The 22144-nt window shown below is 57.5% G+C and carries 20 protein-coding genes; 5 read left to right on the forward strand and 15 right to left on the reverse strand.

Annotation, left to right across the window (positions count from 1 at the left end; all coding sequences use genetic code 11):
* Positions 1–5: 5 nt before the first annotated feature.
* From era to rpoE, 11 genes are all read right to left on the reverse strand, one after another.
* Entirely contained in the window at positions 6–923 is a 918-nt protein-coding gene (era, locus tag JJO78_RS06420; RefSeq protein ID WP_036204205.1) for a GTPase Era, read from the reverse strand.
* Positions 923–1612 carry a ribonuclease III gene (rnc, locus tag JJO78_RS06425; RefSeq protein ID WP_007152064.1) on the reverse strand — a complete coding sequence of 230 codons (690 nt, stop codon included), beginning with the start codon at positions 1610–1612 and terminating at the stop codon, positions 923–925. Before rnc ends, era begins: the two co-directional genes overlap by 1 nt.
* Positions 1609–1998 (reverse strand): DUF4845 domain-containing protein, encoded by a 390-nt coding sequence (locus tag JJO78_RS06430; RefSeq protein ID WP_036204200.1) that lies wholly within the window; start codon positions 1996–1998, stop codon positions 1609–1611. The genes rnc and JJO78_RS06430 overlap by 4 nt, the downstream gene beginning before the upstream one ends.
* A 29-nt stretch (positions 1999–2027) precedes the next feature.
* Positions 2028–2813, reverse strand: a complete 786-nt coding sequence (gene lepB / locus JJO78_RS06435; protein ID WP_075195978.1) for a signal peptidase I — start codon at positions 2811–2813, stop codon at positions 2028–2030.
* Positions 2814–2824: 11 nt separating this feature from the next.
* The gene (gene lepA, locus JJO78_RS06440; RefSeq protein ID WP_075195979.1) at positions 2825–4627 is read right to left on the reverse strand and encodes a translation elongation factor 4; all 1803 of its coding nucleotides are present in this window, start codon (positions 4625–4627) and stop codon (positions 2825–2827) included.
* 104 nt (positions 4628–4731) lie between these two features.
* The gene (locus tag JJO78_RS06445) at positions 4732–7458 is read right to left on the reverse strand and encodes a bifunctional diguanylate cyclase/phosphodiesterase (RefSeq protein WP_036204191.1); all 2727 of its coding nucleotides are present in this window, start codon (positions 7456–7458) and stop codon (positions 4732–4734) included.
* 143 nt (positions 7459–7601) lie between these two features.
* Complete coding sequence (locus JJO78_RS06450) at positions 7602–9056, reverse strand: DegQ family serine endoprotease (protein WP_083637228.1); 1455 nt, start codon at positions 9054–9056, stop codon at positions 7602–7604.
* Between the two features lie 106 nt (positions 9057–9162).
* A complete protein-coding gene (locus tag JJO78_RS06455; RefSeq protein ID WP_036204183.1) occupies positions 9163–9621 on the reverse strand; it encodes a SoxR reducing system RseC family protein in 459 nt (152 codons plus the stop codon).
* Positions 9618–10667 carry a MucB/RseB C-terminal domain-containing protein gene (locus JJO78_RS06460; protein ID WP_227544260.1) on the reverse strand — a complete coding sequence of 350 codons (1050 nt, stop codon included), beginning with the start codon at positions 10665–10667 and terminating at the stop codon, positions 9618–9620. The genes JJO78_RS06455 and JJO78_RS06460 overlap by 4 nt, the downstream gene beginning before the upstream one ends.
* A gap of 41 nt (positions 10668–10708) precedes the next feature.
* Complete coding sequence (locus tag JJO78_RS06465) at positions 10709–11278, reverse strand: sigma-E factor negative regulatory protein (protein WP_075195981.1); 570 nt, start codon at positions 11276–11278, stop codon at positions 10709–10711.
* A gap of 14 nt (positions 11279–11292) precedes the next feature.
* On the reverse strand, positions 11293–11910 hold the full coding sequence (gene rpoE / locus JJO78_RS06470) for an RNA polymerase sigma factor RpoE (RefSeq protein ID WP_127402363.1): 618 nt from the start codon (positions 11908–11910) through the stop codon (positions 11293–11295).
* 199 nt (positions 11911–12109) lie between these two features.
* On the opposite strand from rpoE, the gene nadB reads away from it, so the two are divergent.
* The 5 genes from nadB to JJO78_RS06495 all read left to right on the forward strand — a co-directional run bounded on the left by nadB (position 12110) and on the right by JJO78_RS06495 (position 16455).
* Positions 12110–13714, forward strand: coding sequence for an L-aspartate oxidase (gene nadB, locus JJO78_RS06475; protein WP_177190603.1), 1605 nt, complete (start codon positions 12110–12112; stop codon positions 13712–13714).
* Between the two features lie 50 nt (positions 13715–13764).
* The gene (locus JJO78_RS06480) at positions 13765–14019 is read left to right on the forward strand and encodes an FAD assembly factor SdhE (protein ID WP_007152075.1); all 255 of its coding nucleotides are present in this window, start codon (positions 13765–13767) and stop codon (positions 14017–14019) included.
* The gene (locus JJO78_RS06485) at positions 14003–14491 is read left to right on the forward strand and encodes a hypothetical protein (RefSeq protein WP_075195982.1); all 489 of its coding nucleotides are present in this window, start codon (positions 14003–14005) and stop codon (positions 14489–14491) included. Before JJO78_RS06480 ends, JJO78_RS06485 begins: the two co-directional genes overlap by 17 nt.
* A gap of 14 nt (positions 14492–14505) precedes the next feature.
* Complete coding sequence (ygfZ, locus tag JJO78_RS06490) at positions 14506–15504, forward strand: CAF17-like 4Fe-4S cluster assembly/insertion protein YgfZ (protein ID WP_075195983.1); 999 nt, start codon at positions 14506–14508, stop codon at positions 15502–15504.
* A 117-nt stretch (positions 15505–15621) separates the two neighbouring features.
* Positions 15622–16455 (forward strand): HDOD domain-containing protein, encoded by an 834-nt coding sequence (locus tag JJO78_RS06495; RefSeq protein ID WP_036204169.1) that lies wholly within the window; start codon positions 15622–15624, stop codon positions 16453–16455.
* A gap of 145 nt (positions 16456–16600) precedes the next feature.
* Here JJO78_RS06495 and ung read toward each other — a convergent pair whose 3' ends face one another.
* The 4 genes from ung to recJ form a co-directional block, all read right to left on the reverse strand.
* The gene (gene ung, locus JJO78_RS06500; RefSeq protein WP_036204167.1) at positions 16601–17341 is read right to left on the reverse strand and encodes a uracil-DNA glycosylase; all 741 of its coding nucleotides are present in this window, start codon (positions 17339–17341) and stop codon (positions 16601–16603) included.
* Positions 17342–17343: 2 nt separating this feature from the next.
* Positions 17344–18876, reverse strand: a complete 1533-nt coding sequence (gene lysS, locus JJO78_RS06505) for a lysine--tRNA ligase (protein ID WP_075195984.1) — start codon at positions 18874–18876, stop codon at positions 17344–17346.
* 51 nt (positions 18877–18927) lie between these two features.
* Positions 18928–20023, reverse strand: a protein-coding gene (gene prfB / locus JJO78_RS06510; protein WP_126810486.1) for a peptide chain release factor 2 whose coding sequence is annotated in 2 segments (ribosomal slippage) — positions 18928–19950 and positions 19952–20023 — 1095 coding nt in all. Because the reading frame shifts where the segments join, the coding sequence is not laid out codon by codon here.
* Positions 20024–20409: 386 nt separating this feature from the next.
* The gene (gene recJ / locus JJO78_RS06515) at positions 20410–22143 is read right to left on the reverse strand and encodes a single-stranded-DNA-specific exonuclease RecJ (protein ID WP_075195985.1); all 1734 of its coding nucleotides are present in this window, start codon (positions 22141–22143) and stop codon (positions 20410–20412) included.
* Position 22144 lies beyond the last annotated feature (1 nt).

The raw sequence follows: 22144 nt of genomic DNA on the forward strand, positions 1-22144 counted from the left end.
CTGCCTCAGAAGTCGTTCATACCCAGGCTTTTCAATGCCCGGTCGCTGTCCGCCCAACCTCGCTTGACCTTGACCCAGAGCCTCAGCATGACTTTACTGTCGAACAGGCGCTCCATATCTGTTCTGGCTTCCTGACCGATGCGCCGCAGGCGTTCGCCCTTGTCGCCAATAATGATCTTCTTCTGGCCCTCACGCTCTACCAGTATCAGCGCAGAAATGTGAAGAGTCTTACCGTCCTTGCGAAATTCTTCGATCTCGACCGCCACGGAGTAAGGCAGTTCTGCTCCCAGTTGCCGGGTAATTTTCTCCCGCACCATTTCGGAGGCCATAAACCGCTCGCTGCGATCCGTGATCTGGTCATCCGGGTAAAAATGCACACTTTCCGGCAGGAACCGACTGACCGCAGCCTCCAGCGGCTCCAGGTTCATCCCCTTGAGAGCTGATAACGGAATGATCTCGGCAAACTCGCGCTTCCGGGATAGCATATCGAGGTGCGGCAACAGGGCCTCCCGATTTTCAATGCGGTCGACCTTGTTCACTGCCAGAATCACCGGGCACTTCAGGCTACTGAGCTTCTCCAGAACCATTTCGTCCGCCGTCGTCCACGCCATCTGGTCGACAACAAACACAGCAACATCGACATCCTTGAGGGCCGATGTCGCCGCCTTGTTCATATACCGGTTAATAGCGCGAGGTTCTTCTTCGTGCATTCCCGGCGTATCCACGTAAATTGCCTGAACCGGGCCTTCGGTCTTGATGCCCAGTACCTGATGACGGGTTGTCTGGGGTTTACGGGACGTAATACTGAGCTTCTGGCCCAGAATGTGGTTCAGCAATGTGGACTTGCCCACATTGGGCCGACCGACGATCGCCACAAAACCACAACGGCTGTCCGGGTTTTCCGGACGAGTCACATCATTCATCAGTCATTCTCCACACCCAGTTGCTTAAGGGCATTGCGGGCGGCCTGCTGCTCGGCGATTCGACGGCTATTGCCAGTGCCGGTCGTTTTGCGGTCCAGCGATGGCAGGGCACAGGAAACATGGAACGTCTGGGCGTGGGCTTCACCGTCCACGGAAATGACGTCATAGCGAGGCAGCGGAAACTGCCGTGACTGCAGGTACTCCTGGAGCCGGGTTTTGGGGTCTTTCTGGGTATCCTGCAGATCCAGCTTCTGAAGGCGCACCTCAAACCAGCGCAAAACCTGTTCCCGACAGGTGTGAAAATCACTGTCCAGGTATATGGCACCGATGATGGATTCAACAGCGTCGGCAAGAATGGATTCACGACGGAAACCACCGCTCTTCATTTCACCGGAACCCAGCCTGAGGTACTTGCCCAATTCGAATTCACGGCCAATTTCCGCGAGGGTTACCCCCTTGACCATACGGGCTCTCAGACGGCTCAACTGACCTTCCCGGGCTTTTTCAAAATGCAGGTACAGGTATTCAGCAATGACCATGTTAACGATGGAATCACCCAGGAACTCCAGGCGCTCATTGTTCTGGTTGCCAAAACTCCTATGGGTCAGCGCCAGCAACAGCCGCTCAGGCGTCTTGAACTGGTAGCCGATACGTCGCTGTAACTGCTCGAGATCCGGTTGCGAACTCACTTGCCCTTCATCTCATACTCATGTTGAAAATGGATAACGGTATCCACATTACGGAACAGGTTGTTACGGACTTCGTAATCCACATTGATGATGACCAGATCCCCGTCCTTCTCAACGGTGATGTTCTTTTCATCAAAACCGCGAACATTGTTCACGCTAAGTCGCTTGTTTATCAGACTTCTCACCTGAGCAGGCCCCATGGTGGAAAGATCCTCTGTTCCTTCCAGGCTCTCAAGCGCTTCCTGAATGGTAATGTCATCAAGATACGCTGGCCCCAGCTTGATGGCCAGTGTCAGCAAGCCGCCGAAAAAGAGCACCATAATCATGATAACGAGCGCCGATGCACCCGACTGCCGATGCATGGAGGAAAGACTGTTCTTCTTCATGTTAGATACACCCCTGAATAACAACGTACTTATTCCAAACCGCCCACTCGGTCAAAGGATGGCAGACTGGTGAGCGATTGCCAGTGCATCCAGATCGCGAACGCCTTGCCAACGACCATTTCATCCGGAACAAAGCCCCAATAGCGACTGTCATTACTGTTGTCCCGATTATCACCCATCACGAAATACTCGCCTTCGGGCACCACCCACTCGCCTTCACCAGAGCGCCCCGTGCGCCCCAGGGTCAGGAAGATGTCGTGCTCAACGTCGCCCAGGTATTCACGTCTCAGCTCCACTGGTGGCAGCCGGGCAACAAAGCGTGTCTCCACTTTATCGCCATTGATAAACAGCTCCCGATCCTGGTATCGGATACGGTCTCCCGGAAGCCCGACCACCCGCTTGATGTAATTGGTGCTGCCGTCATCCGGATAGCGGAACACCATGATGTCACCGCGCTGGGGGTCATCCACTGCCAGGATTTTGTTGCCCGCAACCGGCAGGCGAAGCCCGTAGGCGTATTTGTTAACGAGGATGAAGTCTCCGACTTCAAGGGTAGGCAACATGGAGCCGGACGGAATCTGGAAAGGCTCCACCAGAAACGAGCGCAGAACCAGCACCACCGCCAGCACCGGGAAGAACGAACGGCTAAGATCAACGAGGTAGGGCTCCTTAGGTTCTTCCTCAGCCTCAACCTCCCCGCTGGCGCCTTCTACAACCGCGAGCCTGCGCTTACGCAGAAATACAACATCCAACAGCCAGATCAGCCCCGTTGCAAACGTCAGAACAACCAGAACCAGGGGGAAATCAATATCCATTCAGGTGCCTTTTAGTTATCCACTTTCAATACGGCAAGGAATGCTTCCTGAGGCACCTCAACATTGCCCAGTTGCTTCATGCGCTTCTTACCTTCTTTCTGCTTCTGCAGCAGTTTCTTCTTCCGGCTGACGTCGCCACCGTAACACTTGGCGGTGACGTTTTTGCGAAGCGCCTTGACGGTCACTCGCGATACCACCTGATTCCCGATAGCCGCCTGAATGGCGATGTCGAACATCTGGCGTGGGATCAGCTCTTTCATCTTGTCGATCAGGGCGCGACCCCGGTAGTGGGACTGGTCCTTATGGACAATCAGCGCCAGTGCGTCCACGCGCTCGCCGTTGATCAGCACATCGAGGCGCACCAGGTTGGCCGCCTGGAACCGCACAAACTGATAGTCCAGCGATGCGAACCCGCGGCTGGCGGACTTGATCCGGTCGAAAAAGTCCAGCACCACCTCGGCCATCGGCAACTCGTAGGTCACCTGAACCTGAGTGGACATAAAGTGCATGTTCTTCTGGATGCCGCGCTTTTCCTCACAGAGGGCGATCACGTTGCCCAGGTGTTCCTGGGGCACCAGAATACTGGCCTCCACGATTGGCTCGCGCATCTCCTCGATGGACCCAATATCCGGAAGACTGGACGGATTGTCTACCGACAGCGTCTCACCCTGTTTGGTAACGACTTCATAGATAACCGTCGGGGCCGTGGTAATCAGGTCAATGTCGTATTCCCGCTCCAGCCGCTCCTGGACGATCTCCATGTGGAGCATGCCCAGGAAGCCGCAACGGAAACCGAATCCGAGGGCATCCGAGCTCTCCGGTTCGAAGAACAGCGAGGCGTCGTTCAGGGTCAGCTTTTCAAGAGCATCCCGGAAATCGTTGTAGTCATCGGAACTGACTGGAAACAGGCCCGCATAGACCTGAGGCTTGACCTTCTTGAAGCCGGGCAGCATCGGGATGTCGTCCGAGCCTTTCTGCTGAACGATGGTGTCACCCACCGGCGCCCCATGAATGTCCTTGATGCCGGCCACCACAAAGCCGACATCCCCGGATTCCAGAATATCCGTGTCTTTGGGTTTGGGATTGAAAATACCGACCTTGTCCGCATTCCAGGCCTTGCCTGTCGACTTCATGACGATCTTGTCGCCCTTCTTGAGGGTGCCCTCAGTCACCCTGACCAACGACACAACCCCCAGGTAGTTGTCGAACCAGGAGTCAATAATCAGTGCCTGCAAGGGCGCGTTTCGATCACCCTTGGGTGGCGGGATTTTCCTGATCAGATCTTCCAGAACATCCTCGACGCCCAAACCACTCTTGGCGCTGCAGCGCACGGCGTCGGTTGCCTCTATACCAATGATGTCCTCAATTTCCTGGGCTACGCGATCCGGCTCAGCCTGCGGCAGGTCCATCTTGTTGAGCACCGGAACCACTTCCAGCCCCTGTTCAATCGCGGTGTAACAGTTGGCGACAGACTGGGCCTCAACGCCCTGACCGGCATCCACCACCAGCAACGCACCTTCACAGGCGTACAGTGAACGCGATACCTCGTAGGAGAAGTCGACGTGGCCGGGTGTATCGATGAAATTCAGTTTGTATTCAATGCCGTCCCGAGCCTTGTAGTTCAGAGTCACACTCTGGGCCTTGATGGTAATACCACGCTCACGCTCAAGATCCATGGAATCAAGGACCTGCTCAGCCATCTCGCGTTCTGTCAGGCCACCGCAGATCTGGATAAAGCGGTCTGCCAGAGTGGATTTACCATGGTCAATATGGGCGATGATCGAAAAATTTCGGATTCGGCTCAGTTCAGTCACAGACAATGAATACTCGCAAAAGACGAAGGATTGAGCCCGGAAGGGCCGTTGCCGGAGTCCGGCGACGGCGTGATTTTACCGGTTACCGGCCGCTATTGCCATGATCAGGAGATCAGCGGCCGTTCATATTGCCGAATAAGGAAGCCGATAAGCGCATCCTCGTCCAGCGGGTAACTGAACAGGTTGCCCTGACACTGGGCGCAACCGGCGCTTTTGAGGAAGCTCAACTGCTGAGGCGTTTCCACACCCTCGGCAACAACGGTCAAGTGTAACTTTCTGGCCAGTGCGATCACCGCCGAGGCAACATCGGTTGCACTGACGTTGTACGGGATGTCGCGAATAAAACGATGGTCAATCTTGATAACGTCCAATGGCAACTGCTGGAGCGCCACCAGAGAACAGGAACCGGTGCCAAAATCATCCAGGATCAGGCAGACACCCATGTCGTGCAGCGACACAAGGAGCTCTCTCAGCATGCGCGGGTCTTCATTCAGAAGCTCCGCTGGCATTTCAAGTTCAAGCCGCTCTGGCGACACCCCCGTTTCGGTAATGACCTGGCGCATCATATCCAGAAACCCGGAATCCGTCAGTTGGCGAACGGACAGGTTGACCGCCATTTTCAACGATTCAAACCCAGCCCGTTCGAGGGCCTGAACCTGGATACAGGCCTGCCTCAGCGCCAGCTCGCCAAGGCGTATGATCAGGCCCGTTTCCTCGGCCAGGGTAATGAATTGCTGGGCACTGACCAGCCCCTTCTCGGGGTGGTGCCAGCGCAGGAAAGCCTCGACGCCAATCACCCGCTCACTCTCGAGATCCACCTTGGGCTGGTAATGCAGCACAAACCGATCGCCTTCCAGTGCGGTCGCCAGTTCTTCCTGCTGAAGCAGCCGCCTGGCGGCCTTGATGTTCATGGCCGGGGTAAAGAACTGGTAGGTGTTGCGCCCTAACTCCTTGGCCCGGTACATGGCCAGGTCGGCGTATTTCATCAGCGTACCAGGGTCCTCACTGTCGTGAGGGATCATGGTAATACCGATACTGACGGTAACCCCCACTTCGTGATCGTTGAGACGAATTCGCTGGCACAGCCTCCGCAGTATGGCTTCGGCAACCTTGCCAGCGTCATCGGGACCGCTGATTCGTGACAACAGCACCACGAACTCGTCGCCACCCAGCCGGGCCACCGAATCTTCCTCCCGCACGCAGCCGGATAACCACTGGGAAACCTGCTTCAGCAGTTCGTCGCCACTATCGTGGCCGAGGGTATCGTTGATACGTTTGAAGCCGTCAAGATCCAGGAACATCAGGGCGGCCGGCTCTTCGGTGCGACGACTTCTGCGCACCACATGGTTAAGCCGGTCACGGAACAACTGGCGATTGGCAAGCCCGGTCAGCGGATCGTAGAACGCCAGGCGATGCAGCTCCGTCTGTGCGGCTTTCAGCTGGGTCAGGTCACGGAGGCTCAACACCACCCCATTCACGCCGGGCACCGTCAGCATGGCTGTGAACGTGCCTTCCATATCCCGCCACTGACCTTGCGCATCGCGTATACGACCACGGATCACCGGCATCTGCTTCCCAGGTGATTTGACCGCTTCATCAAACCCGGACTTTAACTGCGGCCAATCCTCGGCATGCACCAGGGAGGCCAACTCCAGACCATAAACCTTGTCGGGATCGAAGCCCAAAATGTCGTGACTGGACGGACTGGCGTAACGCGGCGTGCCATCGCGATCCAGCACAAGAGTCACGTTCGCGGCACCTTCGGTAATAGCCCGGTAGCGACCCGCGCCAATCTGCGCCATGATCCGGCCGCGAATCATGGTCAACACGAACAGGAACATCAGCAGACTGATAACAATACCGGAACCGAGAACGATGGGCGGTCGCGGATCAGACGCCAAGTAGTCAAACGCCGGTGTGGAACGGGTTTGCAGCAACCAGTCGCGCCCACCGTGGGTAATGGTCTGACTCATTTCAAAACTGAAATCCTCATCCAGGGAGCCCAGGTTTGACCCATACATCTGCGTATCCCGTGACACCTCCCCGCTGTCGTATATTTTCACGTCCAGGAATGGCGAGATCAGGCCGACGATGCCATCGAGCAGGGTGTTCATCCGAAAGGCACTGAACACATAACCGGCGAGCATCATCTGCCGCTCAACACGACTTTCAGGTATTTCCCCACCCTGGTAAACAGGGTAATACATCAGGAAGCCAGCCTGATCCTCCGCCACTTCCTCCTGAACCAGCACGACTTTACCCGTCACTTTTGGCTCGGCATGGTCCCGTGCCCTCGCCATGGCATGCCGGTGCACAGGATCACTGAAGGCGTCGTAACCAAGTGCCTTGCGATTCCGCTCTGTTCCGGGCTCCAGATACACCATGGGGTAGTAATCCGGCCCGGTACCAAGAGGCGTCACGAGGTAATTGAGGACACCATCTTTCCTGACCGACGCGATGTGGTCCGCCATCTGGCGGACACCTATTCTTTTCACGTAGCCAATACCCTGGATGCCCGGGTAATACCGGTTGATATCCACATTGTCGACGTATTCACGCCAATCGTCCCTATCCACTTCACCGGCAACGGCAAACAGGCCCGCACTGCCGGCCAATACCTGCTCATAATTCAGCAGGCGCTCTTCAATAGCAGTTCGCAGCTGTAGTGACTGTGTTTTGAAACGGGCTTCGGTACGGTCTTCGACCAGGCGAATGGAAACTTGCCATAACAGGACGGTGACAGCGAGAGATGCAATCAGCACTAGCCATGCTGCCCACGAGTAGCGCAGCTGGAGCAGTTTCCGGAGGGGAAGTTCCTTTCTGTTCATCATTCTCGTGCAGGTCCGATCCGTGGCCAGTAATCTGATTATTTTGGGAAGTATAACAAAAGCCCCACTGGCTGTCGTTTAAACGACCCCCAGCAGGGCTCTCAGTTTTGTACCATTTTGTGTCCGCCGATCCGGCGGATCAACCGTCAGGGCTTCATCACCAGATAAGTGGCCCGCCCCTGGCGAACAACGCGCACCGAGACGGCGCTGTCGTCTGGCAAGGAGGATACCGCTTCGCGGAAATCCTCCACAGAGGTGACTTTGCGGCGGTTCAGCTCGGTGATCACATCCCGTGGACGGATACCCGCATCAAGCGCTGGCCCGCGGGCAACCTCTGCCACAAGCACGCCCCCAGATATCCCCAGCGACTCCTGAAGCTCAGTTGGCAGAGGCTCAACCGTCATCCCCAATGGCGCCGATGATGGGCCGTTGTTGCTGGACGCCGGAGCGGAGGCCTGCTCCGAACCCTCTTCCGGCAGTTTGCCGATTTCAACGTCCAGTGTAATCTGCCGGCCTTCCCTCATTACTTCCATGGTGGCCGTTTCACCGACCGGCGTACGGCCTACCATCGGCGGCAGATCCGAAGACAACGTCACGTCCTCGCCCTCGTACTCGAGCACAATATCACCCGCCTGCAATCCCGCTTTCTCGGCAGGCGAGCCCGCCATCACTTCTGCAACCAGGGCGCCTCGAGGACGCTTAAGGCCAAATGACTCCGCCAGATCTCGATTAACCTCCTGTATCAGCACACCCAGCCAGCCACGGGACACCGATCCATCGTCCCGAAGCTGCCGGAACACATTCATGGCATCATCAATGGGGATTGCAAAGGACACCCCCATGAATCCACCCGAGCGGGTGTAGATCTGGGAGTTAATACCCACAACCTCGCCGTCCAGGTTAAACAGTGGCCCGCCGGAGTTACCCGGGTTGATAGCAACGTCAGTCTGGATAAACGGAACGTAGTTTTCCGATGGCAGTGAACGGCCCAGGGCGCTGACAATGCCCGCTGTTACGGTGTAATCAAAACCAAAGGGCGAGCCGATAGCCAGGACCCACTCACCCACTTTCAGGTCATTGGAGCGCCCGACCCGCACCACAGGCAAGTCGTCGCCGCCCTCAATCTTCAGAACCGCCATGTCCGAACGTGGGTCGGTGCCAATCAGTTTGGCAGGCAATTCCCGACGGTCATTCAGGCGCACAATGATCTCGTCGGCCCCTTCCACCACATGGTTATTGGTCAACACATAGCCATCACTGGAAACGATAAACCCGGACCCCATGGACTGACGCGGGGCTGAACCACCAGGGCTGCCGCCAAACGGTGACTGGGGACCGCGGAAGAAATCCTGGAAAAACTCCGGTAACTGCTCAAGCTGTCGATCGTTAAAAGGGAGACCGTTTGAGCGGCCACGATTCGCTGACTTGGGCTCGGTCGTTGTACTGATGTTGACCACAGCATTCGAGTTCTCTTCGACCAACTCGGTAAAGTCAGGGAGACTGCGAGCTGAGACAGACTGAGCCAGAGACAAGGGAACAAGAAGACACAAAAGATACCAGACGAACACAATGGAACCCTGGCGCTGAGGCCGGCGCAGCATGTCTTGATCGTTCTTTACTTCAGGCATTAAAGACCCCCTGTTCAGCGGACGTTATAAACTCAATGTGCGGTCAAAGCCGATAATTTCAACAGAGCCTGTTGGAACATCATTCCGGGGAAGCGACCACCCCCTGCCTGACCTCCACCAGTGTCGGCTCCCAGGTTCCCGCTTTACGTGACTGCCCCCTGCGAGCGGCCAGGAAGCCCAGGGCAAGTCCCGCCGCAGCACCCATCATGGCGACGGCCTCACTGGCCGCGTGGCCTGCCGACAACTGGTGCCCCAAAACAGCCCCGGCCACCATCGACACCAATGGCAGGGCGTAAACAAGCAGGGAAGCACCAAGCAGCGCGGACTCATCAATGGCCACCGTCACCTCATCACCCACCTCGGCACCAAGGCTGTTGGCCACCAGAACCTGATTGGCCCTGCCTCCTGAAACACCGGCCAGTGCACGCTGGCCACAGCCATGACGAGCCGAGCAACTTTCACAGGCGCTGGTGCGAATCGTCTGCACCCATACCCGGTCGCCGGCAACACCGACAACCCTCCCGGTTTCCGTAATCATTTCCGGCCTCCGCCGAACGCCAGGGTATCGTCAATCGTCACTGATTCGGCCACCTTACGGGCCGTCGTCGGTGGAACTTCCCCAACCACAGTCACGAAAAACGCGATGTCATCCACACTGAGCTGTTTCATGTACACCGTGGTGGCGCCAATTCGCGAAGCGCCGGTGGGCATCACCATCTTCCGTGCTGGTTCGACAAACACAGAAAAGGCTGCCAGCCCATCCGAGAACGCCACTGCCTGCCCTTTGCCTGATCGCGGGGCAGCGGCGGGAACAAAACCATCCGGGCGCCACTCGAGCGTCCAACCATCCATCCGTGCCGCGGGAGACGACGTCTGTTCCGGTTTCAATTCCCGTTTGATGGCCTCTCCCTCCGTTTGCACGATAAATTCGCTATCCGGGAGAGAGTCCGTTATTTCAAGGCTGGTGAACTGAAAATGCTCAAGCACCTCACCGCCGACGGAACGCACATGGCTCTTCACCAACAGACCGGTGGATTTTTCCAGCCATAACTGGTGACTGTATCGAAGATCATCCCTCGCCCTGAGCCCGAGCTTGACCACATCGTAACCAGCAATACGATCATCGCCCACCAGCTCTGGCTGATACCATTGACTGACCGGCATCAACTGATGGGAAAATGCCTCGGCAAAAGGACCCGACGGAATAACCTGATCCAACTGGATGCGCCCATGGTCAGGAAGCACACAGACAACCCGCATCCCCTTTCGCACGATCTCACCGCTGGCTCCGTCCTGCAGAACCAGCCGCTCTTCCACCATGCCATCCCGATACCGGTGCGCAATCTGCATCGAACTGACCTGATCACCCCGGGCATACACAAAGACGCCGCGATAGGACGTCATGTTGAGGGCAGGACCAAGACGGTTGAGCCAATATTCGGCGCTCTGTTCATTCTTCCCGGCGCTCTCCGCCGTCTCGGCAGACACTTGCCCTGTCAGAACGGTGAGCAACGTCAACATGACCAGCCCGTGCCTGATTGCACCAGGGAATCGACTCTGGATTGCCATTGCGATTCTGCCCATCAGCCGTTTAACTCCAGCCAGTGTCCTGCAAACATGAAACGTCAATACCCTGGTCCGGACGCGCTAACGACACGCGCATAGCCAACGGAGCCTCGACCGGCTCCTACGCTGTTATGTTGGGCGTGCTCAAGAAGATAGCGGCTAAGATGTTCCCATTGCTCTTCATCAAGTCCTTGCAATGCCACCTCCGGCACCGGCTCGACCGCCGACTCCTGCCGATCCTGTTCTTCTGAAACGCCCGCGGCTGCAATCGCTCCACCATCTTCGGCGGACTCCCAACCAGCACCGGCGCCAAAACCAATCACCGCTGCCAGTGTGACCATCGCAACCGCTGGCCAATGCCAGTTTTTGTCCCGGCGGGGCATCGAGCCGACTGTCGCGGCAGGCGATACCGCACCGCTGCCATCCAGAACATCCCTGACCCCAGCACTGACATCCACAGCCTCCGGTGCCACGCTGCCCTGATGCATGAGATCCCGCACCTGCTGCCAACGCTGCCACTGCGAACGAACCTGATCCTGCTCAGCGTGTGACAGCAGTCTGCGAACTGACAATTCGTCTGCCTCGTCATCCATCATTGCCGACAGCGTTTCTTTGAGACGATCATCCATAGGATGCAACCTCATTACGTCCGGGAATCATTTAACAAAGGGCCCAGGTGGCGATCCACTGCATCCCGTGCCCTGAATATTCGTGACCTTACCGTGCCGATGGGGCACTCGAGAATACCGGCGATGTCTTCGTAACTCAGCCCATCGTACTCCCTGAGCAAAAACGCAGATCGAAGCTCCTCCGGCAAGTTTGATATCGCCACCCTGAGCGCGCTCTGCAACTGATCCCGCTGCAACAGTTTCTCCGGTGACGCATTGTCCCTGAGTCTTGAACCGTCGTCGTAATTCTCGGCTTCCCCCGCGTCGGCACTGCCTTGCGGACGACGCCCGCGGGACTCAAGAAAATTCTTGGCCGTATTCACGGCTATACGGTACAGCCAGGTGTAGAACGCGCTGTCTCCCCGAAAACGGTCAATCGCCCGGTACGCCTTGACGAAGGTTTCCTGGGTAAGGTCCATCACCTCCTGGCTGTCGTAGACATAACGACTGATAATCGACGCAACCCTGGACTGATATTTGACAACCAGAAGATCAAAGGCGGGCCGATCACCATGACGGACCTTTCTTACCAGCTGAAGGTCTGTCTGGCTTTCGCTGCCGTCTTCCTTGTGTCTTTCTGTATCCGCATTCATGGACGGAGTGCCGGAGTTGCCATAGCGTTCGACCGTCTGGCCCACTTGCCTGCTATTCAATGGAATCATGCTGCTGTCCGGCATCCGATGAGTCTACAATGCCCCCTTTTATCCGGGAGCACCCCGTCAGGCCAAATAGACAGCGAGCGCAAAGTTTAGTTCAATACACATCCACATTATGGCCCGCGATTACGACCCGATGCCACAGTCCTACGAATTCGATGTCCTGATTGTCGGCAGCGGTGCTGCCGGCCTCACTGTTGCCCTGAATTTGCCCGAGCACCTGCAGATCGCCGTCATCAGCAAGGCCGATATCAGCAGCGGCGCAACACTCTGGGCCCAGGGCGGCATTGCCGCCGTGCTGGATGACGACGACTCTCTTGAGAATCACGTCAGCGACACCCTCAACGCCGGGGGCGGCCTCTGCCACGAGGATGCTGTCCGGTTTACGGTTGAGCATGGCCGCGAGAGCATCAACTGGCTGATCGACAGCGGCGTCACCTTTACCCGCGATGACCAGTCCCAGTACCACCTGACACGGGAGGGCGGGCATAGCCACCGCCGCATTATCCACGCGGCCGATGCCACCGGCCACGCTGTTTCCACCACCCTGACGTCCCAGGCCCAGGCGCGCCCCAACATTACCCTGATGTCCCGCAGGGTTGCCGTAGACCTGATCACCAATCGCAAGCTGGCATTGCCTGGAAACGCGTGCGTAGGCGCCTACATACTGAACCTGGAAGACAACCATGTCGAACTGTTCCGGGCCCGGTTCACTATCCTCGCCACGGGCGGCGCCAGCAAGGCGTATCGCTATACCACCAACCCGGACGGAGCTTCGGGAGACGGTATAGCCATGGCCTGGCGCGCCGGCTGCCGGGTCGGCAATATGGAATTCAACCAGTTCCACCCCACGTGCCTGTACCACCCACATGCCAAGTCGTTCCTGATTACCGAGGCAGTGAGGGGTGAAGGCGGTGTGCTGAAGCTTCCGGACGGCTCCCGCTTTATGGATCGCTTCGATGATCGAGGCGAGCTGGCGCCCCGGGATATCGTGGCCCGCGCCATCGACCACGAAATGAAACGGCTGGGTGCTGATCATCTATACCTGGACATCAGCCATAAACCGGCCGAGTTCATCAAACAGCATTTCCCAACCATTCGCGAAAAATGCCTGACGTTCGGGATTGATATCACCAAAGAACCGATCCCGGTGGTACCCGCCGCGCACTACACCTGTGGCGGCATACTCAGTGACGAACGCGCCCGCACCGACATCAACCAGCTCTATGTTGTCGGCGAGGCCGCGTTTACCGGTCTGCATGGCGCCAATCGCATGGCCAGCAACTCCCTGCTTGAATGCCTGGTCTACGGCCGTGCCGCCGCTGCGGATATAGCGCGACGGGAATCGGACATTCCCGCACCACCCCAAGCACCGGACTGGGACGAAAGCCAGGTAAGGGATTCCGACGAAGACGTGGTAATCTCCCACAACTGGGACGAACTGCGGCATTTCATGTGGGACTATGTTGGCATCGTTCGTACGACCAAACGCCTGCAGAGAGCCAAGCACCGGATTGATCTGCTGGAACGGGAAATTGGCGAGTTCTACAGCAACTACCGCGTCTCGAACGACCTGCTTGAGCTGCGCAACCTGGTGACCGTGGCGGACCTGATTATCTGTTCCGCGTTGCAGCGCCGGGAAAGTCGCGGCCTGCACTACACACTGGATTTCCCCGGACTACTCCACGAGGCAAGGGATACTGTACTGGTTCCCACCACTTACCGACGGTCGTCTCCCTGAAGGAAATGGCTCGGTCCACTCCAATGCCCACTGGTTAACTGAGAGAATCAATGTCTGACAATACTGAATTCAACCGCCTCTACTGGCACAGCCGCCGCGGCATGCTTGAACTGGACGTTTTGCTGATCCCATTCCTTGAGAACGCCTATCGAGATCTTCCCGCTGAGGACCAGGCACGGTACCAAAAGCTGATCAACTGCGAGGACACCGATATGTTCGAGTGGTTCATGCAGCGCAGCCGCCCGGAAGATCCCGACCTGCAACGCATCGTTGACCTCATACTGAACCGTGTCCAGCCGGATTGAACTGGCACTGATTCCATCCCACGCTGTCGGGTTACTGTGCGCCCTGCCCTGGCTGGCGCTGACCCTGTTCGTATCCGCCGTAGCCAGTGAGTTCAGCCCCCTCCTTCTGGTGCTGGCTATCCCCTCACTCGTGGGTGCGGTTTTCCAGTATCGCCGAACCGGCTTGCTGGTCGGTCCGGAAGCCGTAACCGAACTACGGGTTGAGGGCGAGCAATTATACGTGCGCCTTCGCTCTGGGCAGGACCGCGCTGTCCAGGTTGCGGACGAAAGTCGTCTGGGTGCCCACTTTGCGATCTTGAAACTGCAGCATTCCGGCACCATATCGTGTACATATCCTGTTGTCCTGGTTGCCGTTACGCCGCGGTTTCGCAACATCCCTTCCGATGCATTCCGCCGTTTGCGGGTCTGGCTTCGCCTGGGCCCGACCTCTGGCAGCAAGGCATCTGGTCGCCAAACGCAGGAAATCCACTGATTCTGGAGTGTTTCATGTCAGACATCGAAAGTCCGTTGGCCAACCATCCGCTTCCCCAGCCCCGCTGCGTTTTCATCTCTGACCGTGTCATGGTTCGAATATCCGGGCCAGGCACTGACAAGTTCCTGCAGGGGCAGTTCAGCCAGCAGATCGACGATGTCACCCAGGGTCATTCGCCAAGAGCGGCAGCCTGTACACCCAAGGGGCGCGCCTATTGCCTGACCCGGTTGGTGAGGGATGGTGATGACATATTGATGGAGCTGCCAGCGGATCTCTCCGACGGCACGGTGACTCATTTGCGCAAGTACCTGATGTTGTTCCGTGGTACGTCAATGGAGGTAGAGTCGGACGCTCGGATCATCGGACTTCTGGGCGATGCCGCAGTAGAAAAACTGCTGCCAGAAGGCACCGGTGCACTGGCAGTCGCAGGCGATTCCGTGAAAATCAACGGAGGCCACGTGATACGTACGATGGACACCGCCGAGGGCATGGCTCGCTATGAACTCTGGCAAACGGGTGATCTGGACACATCGCTACAACAGGCTCTGGCGGACATTCCTGCAGCCCCCCTCGCCGATTGGCAGGCTTCCGAAATTGCTGCCGGCGTAGCATCGCTCACGGCCGCCACCACGGAGAGCTTCGTGCCGCAAATGCTGAACTGGCAGCATGTTGGAGGCATCCACTTCAAGAAAGGCTGCTACACCGGGCAGGAAGTGATCGCGCGCATGCACTTCCTGGGGCAACTCAAAAAAAGCCTTTTCCGGTATACCTGCAGCGATGCCGGCACCCTGCCTGCCCCCGGTGAGTCGCTGCTGGACGGAGATCGGTCAGTGGGAAATGTCGTGAATTCTGTTGGTTTCTCTCACGGACACTCGGAGATTCTGGCCGTTGTGCGCCACGATGCGGCGGAGAAATCACTGGTACCCGAGAGCGCCTCCGACGCGGTTCTGTCACTGCGCCCCTTGCCGTATTCTGTTCCGGAGCGTGAAAAAACCGACACGCCTGATACATAAGTTGACAGGAAGAATCCCGATAATTTGCTATAAAGTACGTCATATACATGAACATATTAGCCTTTCCGGACGTTCCTGCCGGCCAGGTGACACTTAACAGGCGGATTCAAACTGACTATGTCCAACATTGTAGAAACCATAAAAACCGACCTGACCGACGCTATTGAAAACGACAAACTGGTACTTCCGACACTTCCGGAAGTTGCGCTTCAGGTACGCGACATCGCAGAAAACGAGGACTCGGCCATTATTGACCTGGTGAAGGTCATCAGCAACGACACGGCCCTGTCAGCCCGTATCATTCGAGTCTGCAACAGCCCGCTATTTCGCGGCAGCCGGGCGATTGAGAACTTGAATATGGCGGTTGGTCGCCTGGGCATGGCTTATACCAGCAACCTGGCGATGGGTCTTGCCATGGAGCAGATGTTCCAGGCCACTTCGGACATGATCGACAAGCGCCTGCGTGCCACCTGGCAAAAGAGCACTGAGGTGGCCGGGGTGTGCCATGTGCTGGCACAGCATTACACCAATCTCAAGGCAGACCAGGCCACCCTGGCCGGGTTGGTTCACCTCATCGGGGTGTTGCCGATTCTGCGCTATGTGGAAGACCGGGATATTCAGATCAGTAGCATCATGCTGGACAATGTGATTGATGAGATTCATCCGCGTATCGGGGCGACGATTCTGCAGAAATGGGATTTCCCGAAAGAACTTCAGAATGTGCCTCTGGAATACGCGAACCTGCATCGTGAGGTGCCGGCAGCGGATTATGCGGATCTGGTGATGATTGCCAATCTGCAGTTGATTGCCGGGACAGATCATCCCTGGACGGAGGTGGACTGGAAGACGATTTCGGCGTTTGATCGTCTTGGGTTGGATCCTGAGGTGGATATGAGCGAGGAAGAGGACCTGAATGCGCAGATGGAAGCTGCTATGGCGCTTCTTCAGTAGGTTTGGGGGCTGGCCGAAGGTGGGGGTATTTTTCTTCGGGAAAAGAACTCGCTTCGCTCGGACACCTTTTCCTGTCAGAGAAAATACCCCCACCTCCGGCCGATCAATACAGTTGCGGGCCGCTCTTTCGGGCCGCTTCATTTTTTCAGGATTGGCTCTTACCGTATTGTTCCAGTAGCTGCGATTTGTTTGGCAAAGACCAATCAACGGTCGGCAGGCCCTTCTGCTGTAACCACTCGTTGGCCCGGGAAAAATGCTTGCAGCCGAAGAAGCCGCGGTAGGCGCTTAACGGCGATGGATGTGGCCCGTCCAGTACCAGATGCTTGCTTCGGTCGATGTGCTGGCCTTTTTTCTTGGCGTAGCTTCCCCAGAGTAGAAACACCACCCCTTCACGCTCGCGGTTAATGGTTTCGATGACGCGGTCGGTGAAGGTTTCCCAGCCTTTGCCCTGGTGGGCGCCAGCCTGGCTCTGGACAACGGTGAGAACGCTGTTGAGAAGGAGCACGCCCTGCTCCGCCCAGGGTTGCAGACAGCCGTGGTCTGGGGGCTGAATGCCGAGGTCGGCGTGGATTTCTTTGAAGATGTTGACCAACGACGGCGGCGTGGCCACGTGCGGGCGCACGGAGAAGCACAGGCCGTGGGCCTGGCCGGGACCGTGGTAGGGGTCCTGGCCGAGAATAACCACGCGCACCTTATCCAGCGGTGTGCTGTTCAGGGCGTTGAAGCAATGCTGGCTGGCGGGGAACAAGGTCTTTCCCGCCTGCTCTTCCGCCGCGAGGAATTCAGCCAGCTGCTGCATGTAGGGCTGACGGAATTCGTCACCAAGGTGCTCCGTCCAACCTCGCCCTGATTTTAGCTGGCTTGCCAGTATCTCCACCGGCTGCATGTTCAGCCCTCGTCTTTCTTCGTTTCAGCCTTGTGCTCCGGGCGCATGGCGGGGAACAGGATGACATCGCGAATCGAGGCGGAATCCGTCAGAAGCATGGCCAGACGGTCGATGCCAATGCCTTCACCTGCGGTTGGTGGCAGGCCATATTCCAGCGCCATGACGTAGTCTTCGTCGTAGAACATGGCTTCGTCGTCGCCGGCGTCTTTCTCGGCCACCTGATCCTGGAAGCGCTCAGCCTGGTCTTCCGCGTCGTTCAGCTCGGAGAATCCGTTGGCAATCTCGCGGCCACCCACGAAGAATTCGAAACGCTCAGTGACGAACGTATCGTTGTCCTTGCAGCGGGCCAGCGGTGACACTTCTTTCGGGTAATCGGTAATGAATGTGGGCTGCATCAGGCGATGCTCAGCAGTCGCTTCAAAGATTTCGATCTGCACCTTGCCCAGTCCCCAGCCTTCTTTAAGGTGAATGCCCAGATCCTTCGCCACCTGTCGAGCACTGGTTTCATCGGCCAGTTGTTCGGCTTTGATATCGGGGTTGTATCGCAGGATGGCGTCCACCACGGTCAGGCGCTCGAAAGGCTTGCCGAAGTCGTACTCAATGATTTCTTCTTCGCCATCGGACAGGGTACGGGTGTTCACCACCGTGGTGGTACCGAGTACTTTCTGGGCAATGGTGCGCAGCATGTCTTCGGTCAGGTCCATCAGGTCGTTGTAATCGGCATAGGCCTGATAGAACTCCACCATGGTGAATTCCGGGTTATGACGGGTGGAAAGCCCTTCGTTACGGAAGTTGCGGTTGATTTCGAATACCCGCTCGAAACCACCGACCACCAGGCGCTTGAGGAACAGCTCCGGAGCAATACGCAGGTACATGTCGATACCCAGGGCGTTGTGGTGAGTCACGAACGGACGCGCCGTGGCACCACCAGGAATCACCTGCAACATCGGGGTTTCGACTTCCATGAAGTCTCGGTCGGTGAAGTACTGACGCATGACGCTGATAATCTTCGAACGTGCATAGAACACACGGCGACTGTCTTCGTTCACCATCAGGTCAACGTAGCGGTGACGATACCGGGCTTCCGTGTCGGTCAGCCCCTTGTGTTTCTCCGGCAATGGACGCAGCGACTTGGTCAACAGCGTGTACTCGTCCATGCTTACATAGAGGTCACCCTTGCCTGACTTACACAGAATACCCCGCACCCCCACGATATCGCCCAGATCCCAGTGCTTGGTGTCTTTCTGGACATCTTTTGAGGCGTAGATCTGAATGCGGCCCGTCATATCCTGAACCACTTTGAATGCTTTACGATCAAGCATCATGCGGCCGGCAACAGCCACCTGAATGCCCATCTCAGCCAGCTCTTCCTTGCTCTTGTCGCCATATTTGGCCAAAAGCTCGGCCGCGGTGGCGTCGCGACGGAAGTTGTTGGGAAAGGCATTGCCCTGATCACGCATCTCCGCCAACTTGGCGCGACGCTCGGCAATCAGCTTGTTGTCCTCTGGCTGTGCATTCGGGGTGTGTTCAGTCATGTTGGCTCGCAAAATCGGGAATTGTCCGGGTTAGCATGGCAAAGGCGCTGTTTACAGCGCCATCTTCAGGCTGGCTTCGATGAACTTGTCGATGTCACCGTCCAGCACCGACTGGGTATTGCTGGTTTCCACCTTGGTGCGTAAGTCCTTGATACGGCTGTCGTCCAGCACGTAGGAGCGGATCTGGCTGCCCCAGCCGATATCCGCCTTGGCATCCTCAGCCTTCTGTTTCTCGGCGTTACGCTCCTGCATCTCACGCTCAAACAGCTTCGCTTTCAGCTGTTTCATGGCCTGGTCTTTGTTCTGATGCTGGCTTCGGCCAGCCTGACAGGCCACGACAATACCAGTGGGATTGTGAGTCAGACGCACAGCAGATTCGGTCCGGTTTACGTGCTGACCACCCGCACCCGAGGCGCGATAGACGTCGACACGAAGGTCTGCCGGATTGATTTCAATCTCGAAGCTGTCGTCCACTTCCGGTGAGACAAAGACGGATGAGAACGACGTGTGACGGCGGTTGCCGGAATCAAACGGCGACTTTCGCACCAGACGATGCACACCGGTTTCCGTGCGCAACCAACCAAACGCATAGTCGCCCTGGATGTGGATGGTCGCACTCTTGATACCAGCCACATCGCCTTCCTGCAATTCGACGATCTCGGCCTTGAAGCCACGGCGCTCAGCCCAACGCAGGTACATGCGCAACAGCATATTGCCCCAGTCCTGGGCCTCAGTACCGCCGGAGCCGGCCTGAATGTCCAGGTAGGCGTTGTTGGCATCCATCTCGCCGGAGAACATGCGGCGGAATTCGAGCTTCTCGAGCTCTTTATCAAGCCCGGCCAGATCGGCTTCGATCTCCGCGGCCGTGCCCTCGTCCTCTTCCTCGTCCGCAATTTCGAGCAGACCTTCGGCATCTTCAAGGCCGGAGGTGAGGTTGTCGATGGTACGAACAATCAATTCAAGATCGGAGCGTTCCTTGCCCAGCGCCTGCGCCCGCTCTGGATCTTCCCATACGGAGGGCACTTCCAACTCACGCTCAACTTCAGTCAGTCTTTCACTACGCTGATCGTAGTCAAAGATACCCCCTGAGCGCTTCAGTGCGCTCACGAAGGTCTTTTATCTTCGTAACAATGGGATTGATTTCCATGAAATCCTTACTCTCGCTCGAAAAATGAATGCGATCAAAATCAGACGCGAGATTCTACCGGAAATCTGTTTTTAAATCAGCCGGTGGTAACCGCTACTTCGGTGAAAGCGTCAGGCAGGGCCGTTGTTCCGGGAGACGCTGTGAATACGTCCATGTACGCTTGACGAAAACATCCATGTTTTCGACACTCCCGGAACAACGGCCCTGCCTGGCGCCCAAAGTTGGGTGTGGCATTCATACAAGGTGTGATCGGGCTCGGGGTGGGGGTATCTTTTCTGCCAGAAAAAGGTGTCTGAGCGAAGCGAGTTCTTTTTCTAAAGAAAAGATACCCCCACCCCGGGCCCAGCCCGCCAAGGCCAAGTCCCCAAATGCCAGACTCCCAACCTTCAGGCCAGAGGCTCCAGATAATCCACCAAAAGCTGCAGGTTAGTACGCCCACGAAAGGTATTGGCATCAGGTTTGTAAACCACCCGCGCACCAGTCCTGGTGTAGTCGGGCACTTCCGGCCCGGTGTTGAAGGCGATGCCATCGATGATGGCGCCGCCCTCTTCCGGCTGGAGTACCAGCTTCAGGTGGTTCTCGCCAACGATGCGCTGGCTGACCACACGGAAGTTGCCGTCAAACAGGGGCTCCGGGAAATGCTGCCCCCAGGGACCGGCACGCTTTAACAGGGTGGCGGTTTCCAGGTGAAGCTCGTCCGGGCTCAGGGGGCCATCGGTGGTAATGGCCGCCTCAAGGTCTTCCGCCCGCAGGGTATCGCGGACCGCCCGGTCGAACGCGTCACTGAACGCGTCCAGGTCACCGCGGGACAGGGTCATGCCTGCCGCCATGGCATGGCCGCCGAATTTTTTCATCATCCCCGGGTGCCTGGCATCAACCACGGCGAGCACGTCGCGGATATGCAGGCCCGGGATGGAACGGGCCGAACCCTTGATGTCCTCGCCGTTGTCGTCCGGCGCAAACGCAATCGTCGGGCGGTGAGTCTGCTCGCGGATACGGGCCGCCAGTATGCCGATCACACCCTGGTGCCAGTCGGTGTCAAACAGGGCCAGGCCCCATGGCAGGCCCTCGATGTCCAGCGACATGGACGCCAGCAGGTCCTGAGCCTGGGTTTTCATATCTTTTTCGATGGTGCGACGTTCACGATTGAAGGTATCCAGTTCACGGGCCAGGCGCTGGGCTTCGTCACGGCTGTCCGCCAGCAGGCAGGCAATGCCCACGCTCATATCGTCCAGGCGACCGGCAGCATTCAGCCTTGGGCCAACCACAAACCCGAGATCCGTGGAGCTGATTTCGCTGTGGTCGCGGCCTGCCACTTCCAGCAGCGCCAGAATACCGGGGCGGGCCTCCCCCTGGCGGATGCGGCGCAGGCCCTGTTCCACAAAGATGCGGTTGTTATGGTCCAGGGGAACAACGTCCGCTACAGTGCCAAGCGCCACAAGATCCAACAGATTGCCGAGATTAGGTTGCGGCTCTGGCAACAGGCCCTGCTCACGCAGATGCTTTCGAAGAGCCGTCAGCACATAGAACATCACACCCACGCCCGCCGCGTTCTTGCTCAAGAAGGGGCAGCCGGGCTGGTTGGGGTTCACGATGGCGTCCGCCTCGGGCAGGGTTTCACCGGCCAGGTGATGATCGGTTACAACCACCCGGATGCCCAGTTCCCGGGCTGCGCGAACACCTTCCACGGCGGAAATACCGTTGTCCACGGTCACCAGCAGGTCCGGCAGCGCACCCTCATCTCTCAACCGGTGGATAATGCCCGGCGTCAATCCATAACCGTCGGAAAACCGGCTGGGCACGCGGAAGTCAATATCGTTCAGCCCCAGCATCCCCAATCCCAGCATGGCAACTGCCGTGCTGGTGGCGCCGTCGGCGTCGAAGTCCCCAAGCACCAGCACTCGCTGCTGACTGGTGATGGCGTCCGCCAGGAGCGCAACGGCACGGTCGACACCTCTTAGATCCATGGGCGATGCCAGGTGTTTCAGTGTGTAGGTGAGTTGGTCATCGGAAGTCACGCCACGGGCGGCGTATAGACGGCGAAGCAGTGGGGGCAGATTCTGGCCCCAGTCCGGAGTGGTGTCCGGGCTGGGGCGACGAAGGATTTTTTTGGGCGTCATA

The sequence above is a fragment of the Marinobacter sp. DS40M6 genome (assembly GCF_028581595.1).
Lineage (GTDB): Bacteria > Pseudomonadota > Gammaproteobacteria > Pseudomonadales > Oleiphilaceae > Marinobacter > Marinobacter salarius.